This window comes from Prevotella melaninogenica, assembly GCF_003609775.1.
GTDB lineage: Bacteria > Bacteroidota > Bacteroidia > Bacteroidales > Bacteroidaceae > Prevotella > Prevotella melaninogenica_A.
Map to the genome: position 1 here is coordinate 767,967 of NZ_AP018050.1, position 20,124 is coordinate 788,090.

Genomic DNA, 20,124 nt, shown 5'->3' on the forward strand with positions numbered 1-20,124 from the left:
AAATGATATATCCGTGAATATCTCCACGACACGTCATTGCAAAATAATTCCCGAATAATTAAGCCCAGCCATAAATGACGGGTAAAATTACTCGGGAAACGATGTAAAACAGGCGGTTATGAGTTACCGGATGGTTGTCGTTGGTGTCGTGATTATCCTAATTCCGCACATAATCCTCGGGATAGTGGAAATCAAGTTTGCCGTTTTCGGGTTCATCAATGGGAATTTCCGTCTTTAACGGCTCTACCTTGAAATTCTTGATGGTTGATAAGTCTGTATCAGCAAACGATTTCGGGAAAAGGGCTTTGATGAACTTGGCACGGTTATCCCCATTGTAGTATCTCTTGTACAGGAAACGCTCAGAGATATTCCATACGAAGTGACGGAGTGGAATGTTGTTGATGTCTTTGGTAAACGGTCTTTGTATGGGCTTCGGGGTATAAGTGTTAAGATTCATCCATTTGTCCACCTCAGTACAGATGTGGTTCACGGTTTCTTGGTCGGCAATGCGAGGCAGGTAATAATGGCAATACTCCATGACCATGCGGATGCGCTCTTCCTTTTCCCGTTGCTCTCTGCTTGCGTAATTGGCACGGTTCTTTTCGTGAAGATCCGGGGCGATAGTAAGCTCTATCGGTTGTGTTTGGATAAGTGTCTCTTCTTTTGTCGGGGATGATTCGGGTACAGGCTCAGGGACTGATGTAGGTCCAGGCACAGATGTGGCTTCTTCAAGTGTATTTTGTGACAGTTCTTCCTGCACCTCTATGGCTTCGGCAATCGTTTCTTTCTTGCCGAACTTGATTTTGTAGATTTCGTATGTATCAAAGATAAGTGTCTGAAAGGAGAGATAGAGCAACCATCCCAACAGGTTACAGCATACGAATACTATCCACCTGACAAAGTTGTCTTGGTTGAAGCTGTCCGCTATTACCAGCGTGGCAATGGAAGATATTAGGACGATGGCGAAGCCGACAAAGCCCAAGATGATGTATTTGTCCTTGATTGATGATTCCATATTTCGTTGAGAGATTGAATGTTCCTGTATTATTTTGTGCAAAGTTAATGCTATTTTTCCCAATTACTGCCCGTTATTTGCGGTTAGAACGGTCTTTTTCAATGTATTTCACGAAATGTCATCATATCATACTCTGTTTCATACTCTGAGGGGCTTATAAATGGTGGCATCAAGCCAAAAACATAGAGGGGCGATTATAGCCTTGTAGCCATAACCGCCCCTCTGAATACCTGTCAATGTGAGACATTTATGCCTCCTTGCGCTTCAAGGTTATCTTGTCCACCACCTGACACATCTGCTGCGCTGCTATCTTGGAATAGATTTGTGTGGTGGTAATGTTCTTATGTCCGAGATAGGCTTGGATGACAGCCATGTCCGTTCCCATTTCCACGTGCAGGCTTCCGAAGCTGTGGCGGGTACAGTGAAAGGTGATTTTCTTGGTTATCCCTGCTGCCGTGAGCCACCGTTGGAGTGGTCCTTGCAGCATCTTGTCCTTGAAATCCTCAAAGATAAGTCCCTCGCCCCGTTCTCCCAGCAGTCCATAGGCTTCATCACTGATGGGGTTATGCACTATTTCTTTGGTTTTCTGCATACGGGTGGTAACGAACATCCTGCCGTTGGTGTATGGTTGTATCTGCTGCCACGTGAGCTGTCTGATGTCGCTCTTTCTCAGTCCCGTAAGACAGGCGAAAAGAAAAGCTTTTTTCAAGACCTCCTCCTCACAGGGTGTTTCGGCAAGCCGTATCAGTTCCTCTTGGCTCAAATGCTCCCTGATGGTGGGAATGCACTCGATGCGGTCTAAGAAGCCGTTTGGGTTCTCCTTTATCTTCCTGTCACGGTAAGCGGTGTGCAGCACGGCACGGAAAGTTGACCAATAGCCTGCTGCGGAGTTGATGTGCAGCTTTTGGTTGGTGTGGATGGATTGGGGTGCATCAAGCAGGTATTCCATGAACTTGCGGCACAAATCCACATCCACCTCCTCAAAGGTGCATTTGCCGTTCACGAACCGCTGGAAATGCTTGTATACGTGCTGCCACTTGATATTCTTGCGGTCAGCCAGTCCTTTGAAATAGGCAAGGAAATCGCCCTTCATCTTGGTCTTGTCAAAAAAGCCGTTGTTTTCATTGAAAATGGCTTCGTAGCGCTGGTTGCGCAGGATGACCGCTTTCTTCATCATGCGTGCGTTGAAGTCCCGTTCCTGCTGGTTTGCAGGTTTGGCGAAGATGTAAATTCCTAAGGCTTCACGTGTAATCACTCTCATGGTGACATTGTCACGGTAGCCGGGATAGTAGTCAAGGCATAGTGAATACTGTGTCCCGTTCTTAATCTTGCGCTTACGCAAGGTAACTGTTTTGCATTTACTCATAATAATTATGTTTTAATTGGTTGTATACATTTTGGAGTTGTATCCATGTTTCCGATGGCAAAGGAACAACGTGAAATATCCGTGAATACCTCCACGATACATCATTTTGAAATAATTTTCGATAATCCCGATTTTTCACGGTTATTTGTTCCTTTCAGCCATGACACGCTCCACATCTGAGCGCAAAAGCAGGTTTTTCACACCCACCTTTATCTTTTCGATGTGCTTCACCTTGACGATATGGCAGATGTTGGCTGACGAAAGACCATAGATTTGCTGCACCTGCTCAACGGTATAGTAGCGTTCATCGTTCACAAGGTCAGTTCTGCGGAGTTCGTTCAAATGTGATTTGGAGTAATAGGTACGCCCGTACTCTCTTTTAGTGGGTATCTTATGGCGATAGGTGTAGGCACGGAGTGCGGTCGGCTTCATGCCGAACAGTTCCTCCACCTCCTCGGTCAGTAGCCAGTCGGTAATTTCGCTAATATCAACTGCCACACCGAAAAACTCGTCAATATGCTTCTTGCTGTAATAGTTCTTTCCTGCGATACGGCAGATGGGGATATGGTTACGCTTGGCGGAAGTGTAAAGCCATGACTGCTTTACCTTAAAAAGGGACATCACCTCCTCGCCCGAATAGAAGTCCAACACTTCTTCGCTTTCCTTTTCCCTTTTTTCTCTTTTGGCAGGTAAGGAAGATGAAGATGATTTCCTTGGTGTGGAGGTGTTGCCGGGCAGGATGCGGTGATAGGGATTGCCCTCCAACATCTGCTCGATGTCGGCTCTGCGGATGAATGCCATGCGGTTGCTGATGCGTGAGGCTTTCAGCTTGCCGATGGCTACAAGTTTGTAAATGTACTGTCGGGAACAGCCCATGAGGATGGCTGCTTTGGAAAAGGTGAGATACTCCTGATGCTGTATCTCCATCAAGGGTTGGGCGACTTTGAAGAGGTTGTTCTTCTGCATCACTCTGGCTCGTTTGGCTTCTGCCTGACAAGCCTCACTGCAATATCTTTGCATACCGCTTCGGGTTACAAAGGACTTGCCGCAAAAACTGCATTTTCTGGTTGCTTTCATACCGTTTTATCGTTTAATGGTTCATTTCTTCAATCCTATATCTCTGAAATGGTAAACGGATGTGAACGGAAGTCAACCATTGTCGCTTTTCTACACAGTGTGACTGTTTCCGCATATCGGGGCGGTTATTGTCGCTTGTCGTAAACGGTTGTAAACCCTTGTCAACTGTCTGCACGGTGTGACAAAAAACAAGCCCCGCAAATTCTCCACGTCAGAAATACGTCTCAAAAATATGTGGAAATTTGGGAAGCGACAAATGGCAACCGAAAAGTGTTAAATTTTAGAATATGCTGGTAATTAAAGATTTACACTCGGATATTTCTGATTAGTTTTGGTTGTTCTATGGTTATAAATACATCCAGCGAAAGCATACTCTCCAATTGTCGTAACACTATTTGGAATGGTTACAGAAGTTAGCGCGCTACAATTGAAGTATTTACAACCGATTATTACTCAATATTTTATAGATAATAAGTCAGAAATATGGTTGTTATTTTTAATTGCACATTCTAAAAGGTGAAGATTTAACGCTTTTATTGATTATTAACTCAAAAAGGACATCAACTTGGGTCGTTTCTTCTCTTTTCCTTGCTATTCGTTTCCGATATTCCACTTTTGTTTTGGTCTATCTCATATGTACTGCAAAGGTATTGATTTTTGTTTGATATTGCTCCTTGCTTGCTCCTTGTCGTAGATTAATTTTCACACAGGAATTTTTGTTCTCTTTCTATAGGGCTTGAAACAATCCATTTATTGGAAAACAATTAAAGACGGAGCTGGTTTGCCCCAGTGCTTTTTAAGAAACAGGGCAATTATTTTATCTCCACAAAGGCTCTTGTTCCCAATTATGAGGAAAGCCTAATAAACGAGTTTCTTACTGATGGGTATTTCGATAAAAGCTGCTTGAAATCTGCAACAAAAGTGTTGCCCATAGAAATGGAGTTAAGCCAATACACCACATAGCAGAGTTGCGGATAAAGTGTTTGTTCACGGAACGAGAAATCCGTAATCCATGTGTTTGGCATACGCATAGGCATCATTGGCTTGACAGGAAAGACCCGATTTGACAGTCTTGAATGATGGGCGCAGCAATTACGAAGTACGGGTCTGGGTACGGATTAAAAAGGCTAAGTGATTATTTCCAGTCATTTAGCCTTTTTAATTATCTAATTTTTCCCCACATTTTCCCCACAGCTGTCTATTTATATATTTTAGAAACATATTTTTCCGTAAAGTTATGTACCTTTGTCGGCAAATAAAGATATTCTCGTCAAACAAATATAAATAATATAAACATGGAAAAAAACAGAAAAAAACAAATCGTAGTTTTGAGTATAGCTTTAGTTTGCATTTTCATCTTGGTATTTTCATTGTTCCATAAATCAGCGAACAAAAGATAGCGCAAATCCTCCTTTAAACAAATGTTTTGACTGATAGCATTTCTCAAATTGTCTCAGCTTGTCCTGGCGAAATTGGTGTGGCGGTTATTGTTAATAACAGAGATACGGTTAAGGTCAATAATAAGAGTGTTTATCCTATGATGAGTGTGTTTAAGGTTCCATCAGGCATTAGCTCTTTGTAATGACTTTGACAATAAAGGAATTTCACTTGATACCTTAGTAAAATATAAATAGGGATAAACTTGACCCAAAGACTTGGATCCTATGCTGAAAGATTATTCAGGGGCCAGTCATATCATTGACAGTGAGAGATTTGCTGCGTTATACTCTTACTGCAGAGTGACAACAATGCAAGCAACCTTATGTTTAAGGATATGGTTAATGTCGCTCAAACAGATAGTTTTATAGCCACACTCATTCCTCGTTCAAGTTTTCAGATAGCTTATACGGAAGAGGAAATGTCGGCTGACCATAACAAGGCTTACTCTAACTAACATCTCCTCTTGGTGCTGCAATGTTGATGAATCGTTTGTTTACTGAAGGTCTTATCGATGATGAGAAACAAAGTTTCATTAAGAATACGTTAAAAGAATGCAAACAGGTGTAGATAGGATAGCAGCTCCACTTCTTGATAAAGAAGGGGTTGTTATAGCGCATAAGAAGGTTCAGGTTATGTTAATGAAAATGGTGTTCTTGCAGCTCACAATGATGTTGCCTATATATGTCTGCCTAATAATATCAGTTATACCTTAGCGGTATTTGTTAAGGATTTCAAGGAAATGAATCACAAGCGTCACAATATGTTGCGCATATATCAGCTGTAGTATATTCTTTATTAATGCAAACTTCAGTAAAATCTTAAAACTGCACTTGCTTTGATAATTAATGATAAACAATCTAAAAGCACTCTAATCGTTATCGGAGTGCTTTTTAGATTACTAATCAAATTGCTTCTATTATAATTTGAATCCTCTACTTTTTCTTTCTTCCTGTTGCGGCACTCTTGCTCCATATCTAAGCCTGTGCCATTGCTCCCTGAACCAGTCGGCAATCGGCTCCTGTTTATTGTCAGGTTCAGCCTGCTTTCATCGTCAGGGTCATTTTCCACCTTAAAATATCATCCTTTATATCAAAGTTCCGCCTGTGTTGCTCGGAATAGATTTTACCGCTACATTTCAGGGCTTCTTTTTTGACTATAAGACTTTCAGTCATTTCTTTAGAGAATCCCAGCATGGCACAAAACTTTTCCAATGCGCAGCATTTCCCTGAAACATCGAAACCACCTGAAAGCCTTGTCTATGATTCTGGCGAGCCGTGACAGTTCTTTTTCTTTCATGTCAAGTTCCTGCCTGTGCATTTCTCTGAGATTGTGGATTTGCGTATCATGCTGTTTCTTGCATCTGCTGTACTTGGCTCTGCAATTTTTCAATATTGGTGTTCCGTTTTGAAACCTCGTCTTGCAGTTTTTCGTTGCACGTTCCAGTTCTTTCAGTTTTCCACTCCCGAAAAGAGAAGCAACTCCACTAGTTATGGCTGTCGCTGCCGTGGTGGCTGTCTTCTTTAACTTGTCAGTGCGTATTTCTGATTTCACCTGTTTCAGTTCCTGCCTCGGCAAGATTTATCTGTTCTTCTTTGTGCCGTTTGCTGCATCCATGCGTTGCAGTTCAGCTTTCTGCTTCTCAATGATAAAGTCGTTCCGTTCAAGATGCTCCTTACCAGTGACAGCCTTTGACTGCCCGCGTTCCATCGAGCAGGATGTCGGATGCAAGGGTCTGCATCTGCATCATGTCATCGTCATTGAGCTTTCGGCTCTTTCCTGTTTCGTGGTTCATCCAGTCGAAAACGATATGGGCATGATAGTTCGGCTTGAACCATCTGTCCCCGACTTTGAAGCTTTCCCTGTCTTCCGCTTCCGGCTGACCGTTCAGCCCAATGCCCTTCATCCTTGTGCAGGAAGATTTGCAGCGGTGTGATTCCCCAGCGTCTTTGACACTCCTCACCGAATTTACGCACGTCTGCCAGTGTGGTGTCCGACCTGACAAGCAGCACTCCTTCACGTATGGGGAGCATCCCGCAATCTTGACTATTTTACCGTTCTTGCCTTTGCGTTCACGCTCCTTTTCCTGCATGGCACGTCCGGTCTTTTCCTTTACCATCTGGTCTGATATTGTCATAATGCATCCGCAAATCCGGACTGCCGAAGTCGGGATTTATCCACTGTTCGTTATCGGTGGATAGTTCAGGAACGACATAGATTCTGGACTCTCGATGTGGCGCATGTATTCGGCAGTCCTCCTGTTGTGAGCCTCGCTCGATGCGATGTTGCAGGGCTTGATATGTATGCTTGATTTTGTTGCCATAGATACTTGTTTTTTGGTTTGTACTTTATTGTTGCTTTTCCGCTGTCCGTAAACGCATGGGGTTCTTAGGGGTGCAACCCATAAGCGGAGATTGCAAAGAGAGGGTCACTCTTTGCTCTGGGTTCTCAGGGGAAGAAACGCCCTGAGTGGGTCATTAGGGTAAAACCCTAATCCCTCGGGAGAGCCCACAACTACGTAAGCGGAGCGTGTAGTTATTAGTGGGCTATATCAATGCAAAGCCATTGTCTGCAAACTCCAGCCTACGGCTTCCGCTCTCCTCCGTCAGGGAGGTTTTTCATCATCGTTTGCCGATTGGAGATGCACCGACCAGCACAAGGTCTAAATCGTCTATCAGTTTTTGCAGGACGGGATTCTTCTCTATCATCCGCTGGAGGATTCTCTCAGCCTCGACCAAGTGGTTGGCTTGTACTCATCACCTTGCCCTCCCGTATCTGAAAGATAATCCAATCGGCTATGTCGATATGGGCTTCTTTTTGTTTCGGGGTGGCATTCCTTTCGATTGATGTCCGAAACCACCACCTTACAAAAGTACATGCTCTCGGCTCGCTGTTTCCACTCGGCATAAGCATCGGCATCGGGAAAGAGAAGCACGGTTCGCCCTGACAGTACACGGAGTTTCTCTTCTCTCAATCTGACTCTTACCACCCGTAGCCAGCCATACATAATCGGGGAAGATAGCAGAACCGATAACGGCACTCTTCTCGGATTCCACCAAGACCACCACCTTGTCGGGATGCGTTTTCAACAAGTGTTCCCCGAAAAGGCATTGGGATAGTTGCCAATCCTCTGCCAACACACGCTGCTTTTTCAATATGCTGTGTATCCAGTTCACTGCCGATGTCTGTCCTCCCTTGATACGGTGTCCGTCTTCGGGATTGTACTGCATCACCTTTCCCGTGCGTACCTTGCCCGTCCTGTCTATCTGCCAAAGATAACAGAGCCGTCACGGGTAGCCCCCAAACGGTATTCCTCCAACAACCGCTTCAACACCTCTTTCGCCTTGTCGCCATAGTAGGAAGTAAGGAGTGTGAAGAGGAAACGGAAGAAATTGCTACGCTCGCTTTGCGACTTCTCCACATAGTGAGGGGAATATAGCCGATGGCTGTCGGCTTACTTTGCTGCTTCACTTTCTCTGCTGCTCTGCTCTTTGCCTGTCAAAAGAGAAATCATTGGTAGTTCTGTTTCAGGATGCTCTTGAAAATACTCTTTCGGAGTGTAGTGATACCCACAACCGCTTTCGTGGTTACATCTGCCGACCGATGGATGCAACGGCACATTATTTTCGTCCACGTAATAGACGAAAGAATGCCTGTCTCCGCATTTGGGCAGGTATGCCGTGTTGCCGTTCCTTTATACTCTGTAATGAATAATTGCCCATAGCTTAGTCCGTTTTTGATGGTTGATTGTCGGCTGTCCCATCCTGTCCCATTGTCCCACACTCTAAGGTTGGGACAGTGGGACACTTGGGACACCTGCGTTTTTACTCTCTTTGCTGCGCTGGATGATACGGTTTACGTGGACTTGCCACAATTCACCTGTGAGGCTATCTCCCTGACGGACTTGCCCGATTGGGAGAGTTGCAGAATTTGGCAATCCCTTTGGCTTGATTCATTGTCGCCCAATTTTTTCAAGTGTTCCTTTTCCGTGGAATAGCCCCTGAACACGAACTGCAAGAAAGCATCCACCTTGTCAATCTCGTAAACGATTACATTATCCGCATCATGAGAGAACGTGCCATAGCGCACTTTAAGCTGCTTCACATAGCGAAGCCCTCCGTCTTGGGCACTTTTTCCAATGGTGAACACGCTGTCAAAGAAATTGTAGAGCCGTTTGCTTCCGGCAAGGTCGTTGGATGTGATGGGACAATCCAAAGAGCGTTTGGGCGTATGTGCTAGGACAAGGATAGAGAGCGCATATCTCTTTTTGAGATTGTTCAGCTGAATCATCAGCCGTCCTGCGGCATCGCCTTTCTCCATGGCGCAACACAGGTAGGTAAGATTGTCAATGATGAAAATCTTGCAGTCGGTCTGCACAGCCATCTGTTCAATGCCGCCTATGATAGCTTCCTCAAAGTTGGCATCCAAAAGCTGGTTGCAGTCAATAGACACCCGATAGAGTTTGTCGGGAAAGGTGTAGAGCTCTCCATGCTCGTTGGTATAGCGGAGCTGGAACTGCTTTTCGACAGTTCAAAGTCCAGATACAGCACATTGTCGGTTCGGGCGATGCGGTCGGCTATCTGCACGGCAAGGATGGACTTGCCCACGTTGGAATCGGCAAACAAGCAGGAGAGTTCCCCCTCGTACCAAAAGCTGTCCCACAGCGCACGGGCGTAGGCAATAACGATGCTTCAAGAATGGTTTGGTTTGCCGTCTTGATATTCATCATGCCTACACTGTCGGGCATACCGTTATGCGCTTGGGATGCTTTTGTGAGGTCGCCACGTATCAGGTTGATATAGTTCTTATCCTCTTCCATATCATTCACCAGTTACGTGGGTTGGGCTTGCGACGGTGGGAAGAGGATAAGACTTGTTCAGTCCTCGTCTGACAACGGTATGGGATTCTTTCGGGCGGTTTCCAGCCACTTGTCCAGTTCGTCACGGTAAAGGCAATAGCGTTTGCCGGGCTTGGTGGCAGGGATTGTCCCTTCTGACAGTTTCATGTAGAGCGTACCCTTAGGATACCTAAATACTCTGCTGCCTCGTCCACAGACATGGGCACGGGTGTCCACCTTTTTATTATATCAAACGATACACAGAGCAGTTCTAAGTTTGCAGTAAGAAACTTAGAGTAGCTCTGTTTTTTATTTCTTAAAGCCAAATCGGTCATTTGAGTCTAAACATATATTGTTTTATTATCGAGCAGATTGGCTGTTTTTGTAACGCAGGTATAGCGGACAACGTCTGTTACTTCAAACTTTAGAAGACTCCTTTTTGTCCGATATTTTCACATACTGATTTTGTAAAGACCACCAAACGGCTTGTAGATAACGCCTAATTGGCTTCCAAAAGATGCCCTTTTGAGGTCTTATTAACGCCCTTTTGAACCCTTACTAAGCACCTTTTTAAAAGCTTACTTTGCAACTACTTGGTAACAAGAAACTTACAGAGGCGTTGTGAGAAGTCGATTTTAAGCTATTTCCCTATCTCTTCTTTGATATTTTGTTAATATATTTCTTTGTGCTTTTGAGGCTAAATCTCACACGGAGGAACGGGGGTGTCGGAGGGCTTTTTACCTTGACATAGATTGATATGAGTTGTTGAAAGATCGAGTAATATGCTCGATAGTTACCCCCAATCAGTCATTATTCTACAAAAATGACATTAATGATGAAAAAAAGAAAGGTGTTCAGAAAACTCTGAACACCTTTTTTTTATTTTCCTTTGTTTGTATTATTCAATCAGACAAAGCTGAGATTAGCCTTGCTGAACAGGAATCTTTTTAACGCGACGCTCGTGTCTACCACCCTCAAAGCTTGCTTGAAGAATGCATCGAGAATCTTCTCAGCAGTCTTGTTGTCGATAAAACGGCCAGGGAGGACAATAACGTTTGCGTCATTATGCTGACGAGTCAGCTCAGCAACGTCCTTATTCCATACCAAACCTGCACGTACACCTTGGTGCTTGTTGAGTGAGATTGCCATACCCTCACCGCTACCACAGATAGCAATACCAGGGTAAACTTCACCGCTTTCAATGGCTTCAGCCAATGGGTGAGCATAATCAGGATAGTCGCAACTCAAATCACTATTACAGCCAAAATCCTTATATGCATACTTGTGTTTCTTCCAAATACTGGATTACGAACTGCTTTCAATGGATAGCCTGCGTGGTCGCAAGCAACTCCTACTCTTAATTTCCATAAGCTGTTTAGGTTTTTATGAGCCTCTGCCTTCGGTGAGGAATTTAGAGACTCAGGTTAAACGTTTATGCTAAAAATGCTTTTACTTGCTCGTAAACATTCTCAGGAGTGAAGCCTAACTTCTCATCTAAGACTGTATAAGGTGCTGAGAATCCGAAGCTGTTAAGGCCGAATACCTTACCATTGGCACCAACTAATCCTTCGAGAGTTACTGGAAGGCCAGCTGTAAGACCGAAGATCTTGGCATCTCTTGGCAGAATCTGCTCCTGATATTCCTTGCTCTGACGGCGGAAGAGTCCCTCTGATGGTGCGCTAACAACGCGTACCTTCACTCCGTCCTTACGCAACAACTCTGCTCCAGCAACACAGGTAGAAACCTCAGAACCACTTGCAACGAGGATAACATCAAACTGCTCATCAGAGCCAGTTACGACGTATGCACCCTTGCGAGTCTGCTGATAGTCTGTTCCTTCTGGCAAACTCTTCACGTTCTGACGTGAGAAGATGAGTGCTGTTGGGGTATCCATGTTCTCCCATAGCCATCTGCCAGCATACGGTTGCTGCATCACTGTCGGCTGGACGAAGTACACGAACAGAATCCTGTCCAGCGTGGTTTTGCAACTTCTCCATCAAGCGAATCTGTGCTTCCTGCTCTACTGGTTCATGGGTAGGACCATCCTCACCAACGCGGAATGCATCATGACTCCATACAAACTTAACTGGAGTGCGCATGAGGGCAGCCCATACGGATAGCTGGTTTCATGTAGTCTGAGAATACAAAGAAGGTTCCCATTGCGGTGATAACACCACCATGAAGCATCATACCGATACACATACATGCCATTGCCAACTCGCTAACACTGCCTGGAAGAAGGCACCGCTGAAGTCGTCACGTGTGAGTGCGTGAGTCTTGTTGAGGAAACCATCTGTCTTATCAGAGTTGCTGAGGTCGGCTGATGACACGATCATGTTAGGAACCTGCTCAGCGATAACACCGAGACAAGCTGCAGAACCATTACGTGTAGGAATGTCGCGCTTCTGTACAAGGCCACTCCAATCAATCTTTGGAGCCTTGCCAGAGAACCATTCACGCATCTGTGCTGCCTTTTCTGGGTTCTCTTTCTCCCAAGCTGCTTCAGCTGCATGACGCTCAGCAACAATCTTTCTGAGTTCTGCTGCACGGTCATCATAGAGCTTCTGAACCTCTGGGAAAATCTTGAATGGGTCCTCAACGTCACCACCAAGATTCTTTACTGTATTTGTATAGGCGTCACCACCCAATGGTGCGCCATGTGTTTTAATGCTATGTTCGTAGCTACTACCGTCTGCCTGCAAAGCACCCTTACCCATGATGGTCTCACCAATGATAAGAGTTGGGCGACGTTCTTCCTTGTTAGCAGCAACAAGTGCCTCACGGATAGCGTCTGGATCGTTACCATCAATCTTCAATACGTTCCAGCCCCATGCTTGATACTTCATTGCTGTATCCTCAGACATAACGGCTCCACACTCAGTTGAGAGCTGAATGTCATTGGCATCGTAGAACATGATGAGGTTGTTAAGACCCAAGTTGCCAGCCAAGCGACCTACTTCTGCGCTGATACCTTCTTGGACACCACCATCAGAGATGTAGGCATAAATCTTATGCTGCATCATAGTGCTGCCAAGGCGCGCCTCAAGGAACTTCTCAGCTACGGCTGCACCAGCTGCGTATGCATGACCTTGACCAAGTGGACCAGAAGAGTTTTCGATACCATGTGCGATGTCTCTTTCAGGATGTCCCGGAGTGATTGACCCCCACTGACGGAATTGTTTAATATCGTCAACCGTGAACTTTCTCTGAAGGGTCAATGCCGCATAAGCATTGGTGACATGTGACCAGGGTCAAGATAGAATCGGTCACGTCCTGCCCACTCAGGCTGTTCTGGGTCGAAGACGAGAAATTCAGAGAAAAGGATGTTTTATAAGTCCGCACCACCCATAGCTCCACCAGGATGACCTGATTTAGCTTTTTCAACCATTGACACTGCGAGAATTCTAATGTTATCCGCTGCTCTGTTCATCAATTTCTTGTCATTCATAAATAGATAGGATTTTTAAATTATAATGCAAATATAAAGATAAATATGGAGACATCAAAATAATAAACTTACTATTTTCCCAAAATATCCAAAATTGCCCAAAGCATTGTATTCGCTTTGCTTTGTTTAGTTGGTGAGTGGCTGTTTTATGGCTATTTTGTTGAAGTGCTATTCTTCTTCGGCTACAAACGGTTTTACCTGTGAGAGATGTATTTTTCTTCTCTTTTTTGCCTCTTTTTATCCCCCTTTTATATGGTGTTAACGCTTCGCACCTATTGTGGAGGCTTCACACGATTGGTGCTGGACGTTAGCACCAGTCGTCTTGTGGGTGCGTAAGTATGCTATCAGCCACAAGAGAAACAGTAATTGATGGATAATTCTATGATAAAAAGGGTATATCTGAATGTTCGTCAATGACGTTTTTACATTCGATATACCCTTTTATCTTTTTTCTTAGCTAAACATTTATATCGTTCGCCTTACTATTAATGATTATAGTGAGGCGTCTGTATATGCTTGTTTATTAATGCGATACAGTGCAGCACACCACGTTTGCTCGTAATCTTATCAATGAACTTTGTCTTCTCGATGAAGTCAATTTGTTTGATACGCTTACGGAAGTTACGCTTGTCGATTTCAACACCCATGATTGCTTCGTGGACATTCTGAAGCTGTGTGAGCGTGAAGAGCTCTGGGAGAAGATTGAAACCGAGTGGGTCTTTGTTGATGAGTTTGCGGAGTTGGCTTAATGCTATCTGTACCATTTCGATGTGGTCACCAAACAACTCTGGCAACTTGTTGATGTCAACCCATTGTAAATCATTTTCTTCTAATAGCTTATGGTCGTAGTCAGACACATTGATGAGCGCGCAATAAGCAATTGAGATGACACGATCACCTGGGTCACGATCGGTTTCACCGAAAGCACCCACCTGTCGCATATAAATATCATTGATGCCTGTACACTGGAAAAGAACTCTGTTAGCAGCTTCTTTCAAACTTTCATTCTCTCTTACGAATCCACCATAGAGAGATAATTTGCCGCTGTACGGCTCAACTTTACGTTTACCAACGAGTAGCTGTAGCTTTTTGTTTTCGAACCCGAGTACGATGCAGTCAACCGAAACTAAAAGTTTGGGTTCTCCTTTATAGTATTTATTCATGTTGTAGGTTTTGATTTAGAGATGTAAACTTGTTTTGTTTTTTGGTTACGTAGTAATAATTTTTCTGTTATGTATTGGAATTTAAAGTTATTCTTGTGTTGGATTACTTCTTGTATTTATGATTCTTATTTTTAGATAAGGGCTGAACTTCTTATAGAGAATCCAGCCCTTATACTAATTAAATATCAATGAAAGTGGCCCCTTGTTAGATGCTATTATGTTCTTAGCAAACCTTGTGAGAACCTTCACTGATAACCACTGGATAAACTTCTGGAGCATGACCATACTTTGCTGTGAACTTCTCAGTTGCGTCAGCAATGAACTTGTCATACAACTCGTCCTTAACGAGGTTGATGGTACAGCCACCGAAGCCACCACCCATGATACGAGAACCAGTCACGCCATTCTCCTTAGCAACGTCGTTGAGGAAGTCAAGCTCTTCGCAGCTTACCTCATACTCCTTGCTGAGTCCGTGGTGAGTCTCATACATCTTCTGACCTACAGTCTCATAGTCACCAGCAACAAGTGCGTCGCAAACAGCGAGTACGCGCTCCTTCTCACCGAGAACGAAGTGTGCACGCTGGTAGTCCTCAGCACTTACCTTGTCCTTAACAGCCTCTAACTCGTCCCAGTTAACATCACGCAATGTCTCATACTTCTTCTCTGGGAACTGCTCAGCGATAGCTGCAACAACATTCTTCTTCTGCGACGATCGTTATATGGGCTACCAACGAGTTCGTGCTTAACCTTTGAGTTTACAAGAACAAGCTTGTAACCCTGTGGATTGAATGGGAAATACTCGAACTCACGGCTGCGGCAATCAAGACGCATCAACTTGCCTTCCTGACCGAATACACTTGCAAACTGGTCCATGATACCACAGTTCACACCGATATACTTGTGTTCTGTAGCCTGACCAGCGAGTGCGATGTCCCACTTTGAAATCTTATTATCAGCGAACAAGTCGTTCAATGCGCATCCGAAGCAGCTCTCCATAGCGGCAGAAGAACTCATACCTGCACCGAGAGGAACGTCACCAGCAAAAGCAATGTTGAAACCCTTTACGTCAACACCAAGTGCTTTGAACTCCTGTACCATACCATAAATGAAGCGTGCCCATGTTGCGCGTGGACCCTCTGGGTCGTTAACCTTGAACTCTACACGATCCTTGAGGTCGATAGAGTAGCACATAACAGTATCTGTACCATTAGGGCGAACCTCAGCCATGATGCCCTTGTCTACTGCACCTGGGAATACGAAACCACCGTTATAGTCAGTGTGCTCGCCAATGAGGTTGATACGTCCTGGTGAGAAATAGATGTTTCCAGTCTTGCCGTCGAAATGCTTAATAAAACGACTTCTTACGAATTCTATGTCCATGTTAGTAATATTTGATGATTGTTAGGATATAATTAAATTATCTCGATATAATGGCAAGCGTGATGCCTGCCATTATAAAGATGTCTGTTTAAGCCTTCTTTGAAGGATGTGAGCCAATCAAAGCGTAGAAGAGCATGTAAGCCAACATACCAACGATGAGCCAGTAGCTCTGGATGTCGCCTACCTTTGTAGCCATAATGTTCTGAATCAATGGCATAACACCACCACCAACAACCATGGTCATGAAGAGACCAGAAGCTGTAGCTGTGTACTTACCAAGACCCTCTGTAGCGAGGTTGAAGATAACACCCCACATTACTGATGTACAGATACCGCAAAGGATGATGAGTAATACCTTTGTTGGAACCTCAGCCTCAATCCATGTGCTCTCTGCAATATTAGGAATTGTAAGGCTCATTGTATTTGCTTCTGGCATGAAGATAGCCACAATAAGAAGTACGAGAGCCAAGGCTGTTGTCACTGTAAGCTGTGTACGTGAAGATACCTTACCGCTGATGAAGGCACTTACGAAACGACCAACGAGCATCAACAACCAGTAGATACCAGCGATAAGACCTGCGATGGCAGCACTACCGAGTACACCACCTTCTGCAACTGGCTGACTGAGGTAGAACAGGAGCTGACCTGGAATACCCACCTCAATACCTACGTAGAAGAAGATTGCAATGATAACCCGAGCAACAACTGGCGATAGCCTAATGCGCCCTTGATACCACCAACAACATCAGCCTTCTCTGTCTCTGGCTCAGTCAACCTGTGTAAACCAAACGATAAAGAATGATGCTGCAAAGATACCAATGCGATAAGCAACAATGGAGATACAACCTCAAGTGATGTACTCTTAGTAATCTCACCAATCATAGAACCTGCAACCATCGGAGTCAGTGTTGCTGCGAGTGAGTTCAATGATGCACGCAGTCTGGATAAGCTGGTTACCCACGGTTACCACCACCACCAAGAAGGTTCAACATTGGGTTTACTACAGTGTTCAAGATACAAACACAGAAACCACAAACGAAGGCACCAACAAGGTAAACTACGTATGTGCTGATTTCGTTTCCATCCATTCTACTGGAACCATATGGATGGCAATACCGATGAAACCAAGTGCCAAAGCAACAAGAGCAGTCTTCTTGTAACCATACTTGTAATCATCATACCTGCTGGAATACCCATGAAGAGGTAAGCCAAGAAGTTCATCATGTTACCCATCATACCAGCCCAGTCATAGTGCTGTTTCCAAATTGTACCAAATGGTGCTGCCATGTTGGTAACGAAAGAGATCATAGCAAAATAGGAACATCATGGTGATAATTGCCACCAAGGTTCCTTTTTTGTTAGTTTGATTTTCCATTTTGATATTTCAATTTTTATTTATTATTTCGTTTTTGGATGCTTATTTCTCTACACCAAACTTATAGATAGTTCTCTGTGTGTACTCCTTGCATGGCTCTAAGATGACTGAAGGGAAATAAGGATGGTTTGGACTGTCTGGGAAGTGCTGTGCTTCGAAGCAGATAGCACTGCGTCGTGGGAAGGTTGCACCATGCTGACCCTTATATCCGTCAGCCCAGTTGTGGGGTATATACCTGAACACCTGGCTCTGTTGTATAAACCTCCATAGTTCTGCCACTCTTTGGTTCTTTGATGCGTGCAGCGAATGATAGCTCGCCTTCTTCCTTCTTATTCAGTACGAAACAGTGGTCGTAACCTGCGCCATTCTTAATCTGCTCGTGGTCAGCATCGAATATCCTGACCTACTGGCTTTGGTTCACGGAAGTTCGAATGGAGTACCAGCTACCTTCAAAATCTCACCTGTTGGAATTGATGTTTCATCAATAGGGAGGTAGAAGTCAGCATTAATCTGGCACTCTAAATCGTCAATTGTTGGTGTTGGATTAGCAATACCTGCCAAAGAGAAGAAACCATGACTGGTAAGGTTGATGATTGTCTTCTTGTTAGTCTTTGCAGAATACTTGATAATGAGTTCGTCGTTATCAGAGAATGAATAGGCTACCCAAACTTCAACTTCGCCTGTATAGCCTTCCTCACCGTACGAAGAAGTGTACTTTAACACAACGGCGTGGTCGTTAACCTGTACGGCATCCCAAACCTTTGCATTAAAGCCCTCCTTACCTCCATGCAGAGAGTTAGGACCATTATTAATAGCAAGTTTATATTCCTTTCCGTTCAACTGGAAACGACCTTTGGCAATACGATTACCATAACGGCCAATAAGGGTTGAAAGATAAGGTTCTGGTGAATTGATGACCTCTTGTATATTGTCATGTCCTTGTATGATATTTGCCAAGTTTCCTTCTTTATCAGGAACCATAATAGCAACAATCGCACCACCGTAATTAGTGACTGCAACCTCATTGCCTTTGGCATTTCTAAGTACATAGAGATCGGTTTTCTTACCATCTATCGTAGTCTGGAAGTCCTCTTTCTTCAGACCACACACGTAGTGTGTCTCTTCGGCATTTACCATGATGTTCTGTTTTTAGTTACTATTTCAAGACCTGCAAAGTAAATAAAAATAAACGATAACTGCAAACTTAACTTTGAAAATAATAGGGTATGGTGTGTTAAAAACAATTAACATAACAAGGTTTTAACCCAAATCAGTCATTAGATATTGTTAGAAACGATATCTCTATTGACTGATTTGGGTTAAACTCAATTTAATTACAAAAGTCTTATAGCAATCTTTGTAAGTGTGAGTTGATTACTCAAATTACAAGTTTGTGCCTTTGTTTTCTGTTAAAACTCCTCAGAATAGGCTCTGATTTTACCTGGACAGGGTTTAAGCAAAGGATAGTCTGAGCTCTCTTGGAACTTTGTTAGCTTTTGCATAATAGCATCCCTATCCTCTTGACTCTTCATCCGAAGCATGTCTTTGATAAAAGGTACTGTCGGACTATCTGGGTAAGCCTTCATGAATCGTTTCCACTCTTCTTTAACTTCTTTGTCTATGTTTTCATAATACACAGGAGTATTGTCTACGCCAAATAAATAGGCAGACTGAAGGAATATATAGTCATCTTGTAGTCTACAGAAAATTCTTTCTTTGTTGGATATGTTTTTACGTAAGCTTCGTGTCGAGCAAGCAGGTTACCCCAACCTTCGCCACGATATTACGAGGACAGCATCTGGGGCAATGTTCTCTGCATCCTTTATCAGGTACCAATAGTCCTGATAGTACTTAGGCAATAGTTTGACATACTGAATGTATGTTTTAGTTTGAAGGTTCATTTCTACGATTCCTTCTCCTAAATCTACTATTTCTATCCCTGCGTTCTTATAGAACAGCTCCTTCTTTTTAATGGAATCGTGTGGCACTATTTCATTACCCATGCTGTCTATTTTATACTCGAAATAGTGCCCAAGGAAATGACTCTCACGGTCATTGATCTTATTCAGCTCTTTTTGCACTTCCGTACTAAACTCATCAAAGATTCGACAACGCTCCTCTGGTGATGCGCCCTTAAATTGGATGTCAATTATTTGCTGATGAAGCTTGATTCGCTTCAAGGGATCAGTCGTTTTTGCAAGGATTTGCTTAACGCTATCAACCTTAGCCTTTTGTTGGATACTATCGATATTTATTTCCTGCTTTGTACTATCGATGTTCTGACCATCTTTATCTGTTTGCTTGGAAGGGCTGTTTTGACAAGCTGTCAATAGTACAATTCCTAATAAGAATAGATATATGATTCGTTTCATAAGATTAATGTTTGAAAGTTTTATTAATGATAAATTTTGTTCTCAGTTTCTTTTCTTCTGTGCAAAGATATATATAAAAAAGGAGGAAACTCTCAATTGTTAGTTTTTTATTTTCTCATGTGTTAATATTTATTGATAAGTTCTTTTGTATCAAGTTTTTTTTATATGTATTTTAGCTTGTTCTTTTGTGGTTCACTTTACTGAATACCTAAACTTAATACGCTTGTATAAGCATCTGTTTAGAGTACTTTTGTGTGAAATATTATGACATTTTTTGATCCTATAAGCTTGTTTTCAGTCGAAAAACAGCGTTTTCACTTAGGTTTGTAACTATCAGATAATCAAGCGGTTGTCTGATTGTAAAAGAAAAGATGCTTAATTGCATTTCAAAAGGGCGTTACTTAGACCTCAAAAGGGCATCTTTTGCAAGTCAATTAAGCCTTAATTCGAATGCAATTAAGCACCAATTAAAAAATCAGTTTATGATTTTTCTTTACAAAGTAAGTATGAGTGCGGTTACCCTTTAGTTTTGATTGCTAATTTACTTTCTGAAAGTCCAAAGTCCTTAACAGATGATGTCCGATAAGATTTATCCGTATATGTTAGGCTTTTGGGGGCTTACTTATATCTCATTTTAATGGGAATAGCAATCAT

Annotated in this window: 7 protein-coding genes and 11 pseudogenes; 1 reads left to right on the forward strand and 17 read right to left on the reverse strand. The window is 43.3% G+C overall.

Annotated elements, in window-relative coordinates:
* Positions 1-157: 157 nt before the first annotated feature.
* From tnpC to PMEL_RS09785, 5 genes are all read right to left on the reverse strand, one after another.
* Positions 158-1,015, reverse strand: coding sequence for a transposon Tn4555 protein TnpC (tnpC, locus tag PMEL_RS09765; protein ID WP_004339687.1), 858 nt, complete (start codon positions 1,013-1,015; stop codon positions 158-160).
* Between the two features lie 247 nt (positions 1,016-1,262).
* Complete coding sequence (locus tag PMEL_RS09770) at positions 1,263-2,381, reverse strand: tyrosine-type recombinase/integrase (RefSeq protein ID WP_004338318.1); 1,119 nt, start codon at positions 2,379-2,381, stop codon at positions 1,263-1,265.
* A 141-nt stretch (positions 2,382-2,522) separates the two neighbouring features.
* Positions 2,523-3,458 carry a transposon Tn4555 protein TnpA gene (tnpA, locus tag PMEL_RS09775; RefSeq protein ID WP_004292844.1) on the reverse strand — a complete coding sequence of 312 codons (936 nt, stop codon included), beginning with the start codon at positions 3,456-3,458 and terminating at the stop codon, positions 2,523-2,525.
* A 297-nt stretch (positions 3,459-3,755) separates the two neighbouring features.
* Entirely contained in the window at positions 3,756-3,908 is a 153-nt protein-coding gene (locus PMEL_RS12505; protein ID WP_197715126.1) for a leucine-rich repeat protein, read from the reverse strand.
* Between the two features lie 395 nt (positions 3,909-4,303).
* Positions 4,304-4,498, reverse strand: coding sequence for a hypothetical protein (locus PMEL_RS09785; RefSeq protein WP_231999416.1), 195 nt, complete (start codon positions 4,496-4,498; stop codon positions 4,304-4,306).
* A 255-nt stretch (positions 4,499-4,753) separates the two neighbouring features.
* Between PMEL_RS09785 and PMEL_RS09790 the strand changes: the two are divergent.
* A pseudogene (locus tag PMEL_RS09790) lies at positions 4,754-5,720 on the forward strand (CfxA family broad-spectrum class A beta-lactamase).
* 94 nt (positions 5,721-5,814) lie between these two features.
* Here the strand turns inward: PMEL_RS09790 and PMEL_RS09795 are convergent.
* The 12 genes and pseudogenes from PMEL_RS09795 to PMEL_RS09850 all read right to left on the reverse strand — a co-directional run bounded on the left by PMEL_RS09795 (position 5,815) and on the right by PMEL_RS09850 (position 19,470).
* Positions 5,815-7,218: pseudogene (locus tag PMEL_RS09795) on the reverse strand (mobilization protein).
* A gap of 282 nt (positions 7,219-7,500) precedes the next feature.
* A pseudogene (locus PMEL_RS09800) lies at positions 7,501-8,617 on the reverse strand (DUF6371 domain-containing protein).
* A 3-nt stretch (positions 8,618-8,620) separates the two neighbouring features.
* Positions 8,621-9,714: pseudogene (locus PMEL_RS09805) on the reverse strand (AAA family ATPase).
* A 5-nt stretch (positions 9,715-9,719) separates the two neighbouring features.
* Positions 9,720-9,965: pseudogene (locus tag PMEL_RS09810) on the reverse strand (helix-turn-helix domain-containing protein); the annotation flags it as partial.
* 689 nt (positions 9,966-10,654) lie between these two features.
* Positions 10,655-11,100: pseudogene (rpiB, locus tag PMEL_RS09815) on the reverse strand (ribose 5-phosphate isomerase B).
* Between the two features lie 64 nt (positions 11,101-11,164).
* A pseudogene (locus tag PMEL_RS12510) lies at positions 11,165-13,180 on the reverse strand (transketolase family protein).
* Between the two features lie 492 nt (positions 13,181-13,672).
* Positions 13,673-14,343, reverse strand: a pseudogene (locus tag PMEL_RS09825) (NUDIX hydrolase).
* 223 nt (positions 14,344-14,566) lie between these two features.
* Positions 14,567-15,723 (reverse strand): annotated as a pseudogene (gene galK, locus PMEL_RS09830) (galactokinase).
* A gap of 88 nt (positions 15,724-15,811) precedes the next feature.
* Positions 15,812-17,098, reverse strand: a pseudogene (locus tag PMEL_RS09835) (MFS transporter).
* A gap of 42 nt (positions 17,099-17,140) precedes the next feature.
* A pseudogene (locus PMEL_RS09840) lies at positions 17,141-18,235 on the reverse strand (aldose epimerase family protein).
* A gap of 272 nt (positions 18,236-18,507) precedes the next feature.
* The gene (locus tag PMEL_RS09845) at positions 18,508-18,735 is read right to left on the reverse strand and encodes a hypothetical protein (RefSeq protein WP_120175108.1); all 228 of its coding nucleotides are present in this window, start codon (positions 18,733-18,735) and stop codon (positions 18,508-18,510) included.
* Positions 18,736-18,858: 123 nt separating this feature from the next.
* Complete coding sequence (locus PMEL_RS09850) at positions 18,859-19,470, reverse strand: hypothetical protein (protein WP_120175109.1); 612 nt, start codon at positions 19,468-19,470, stop codon at positions 18,859-18,861.
* Between the last annotated feature and the right edge of the window lie 654 nt (positions 19,471-20,124).

Bases quoted from the DNA above. Each gene is read 5' to 3' on its own strand.
- tnpA (WP_004292844.1), bottom strand. From the start codon at position 3,458: ATGAAAGCAACCAGAAAATGCAGTTTTTGCGGCAAGTCCTTTGTAACC.
- PMEL_RS09785 (WP_231999416.1), bottom strand. From the start codon at position 4,498: ATGATGCCTATGCGTATGCCAAACACATGGATTACGGATTTCTCGTTC.
- PMEL_RS09850 (WP_120175109.1), bottom strand. From the start codon at position 19,470: ATGAAACGAATCATATATCTATTCTTATTAGGAATTGTACTATTGACA.
- PMEL_RS09770 (WP_004338318.1), bottom strand. From the start codon at position 2,381: ATGAGTAAATGCAAAACAGTTACCTTGCGTAAGCGCAAGATTAAGAAC.
- tnpC (WP_004339687.1), bottom strand. From the start codon at position 1,015: ATGGAATCATCAATCAAGGACAAATACATCATCTTGGGCTTTGTCGGC.